The 634-nt window shown below is 69.9% G+C and carries 1 protein-coding gene; it reads left to right on the plus strand.

The window, feature by feature from the left end; genetic code table 11:
• Nucleotides 1-423: 423 nt before the first annotated feature.
• Nucleotides 424-634 (plus strand): hypothetical protein (locus GEV06_28970; protein ID MPZ21873.1); only part of this gene is annotated, 211 nt, incomplete at its 3' end.

Here is a 634-nt window from a genome sequence, read left to right on the forward strand (position 1 = left end):
TACGTGCCGGCCGCGGCGGCCGACAACGCGCGCCGCTTATGCGCCGCCTTTCACGTGGCGCCATCCGAGATTTGGAGCTACCTAACGCTTGGCGACCAGTTTCGGTTCACGCAGGTCACCCGCGCGGCGACGGGGGTGAGGCCCTCGGCCCAGGCGGCCGAGAAATCGACGCGGGTCAAGAGTGTCGGGCAGCCCAGACGCGCTCGCGTCGCGAGCGGCAGCCGGCAGGCCGGCAAGAGTATCAAGACTGCGCGTGGGGCGACAGCGAAGCGCGCCGCGAAGACCGCAGCGCCCCGCGACCGTTCTGCGGGGCGGACCGTGCGGCCGAGTCGGGCAGCGGCGGCTCGCAAGGCTCCACCAGCGCGCAAGACCACGGGCAAGCGCTCCGGCAAGGCCGTGCGCGCCCGGAAGCGACGTTAAACATTGCCGTTTCTGCGCATCCTGCGCGACAAGCGCGGCATCGAGCACGTCTCTCTGTTGCACGCGGGGCGTGATGGCGGGACTGCCCGTCCGCGGGTGCTCTATTGGTTTCGGACGTCGCCCACGGCGAAGGTCTTCGGTCGATCTCCGCTGGACGAGACGGTCCGTCGAGAGCTCGAGGCGCGGTTTCCGGCGTTGACGTTTGACTGGCAGG

Source organism: Luteitalea sp. (assembly GCA_009377605.1).
Taxonomy (GTDB): domain Bacteria; phylum Acidobacteriota; class Vicinamibacteria; order Vicinamibacterales; family Vicinamibacteraceae; genus WHTT01.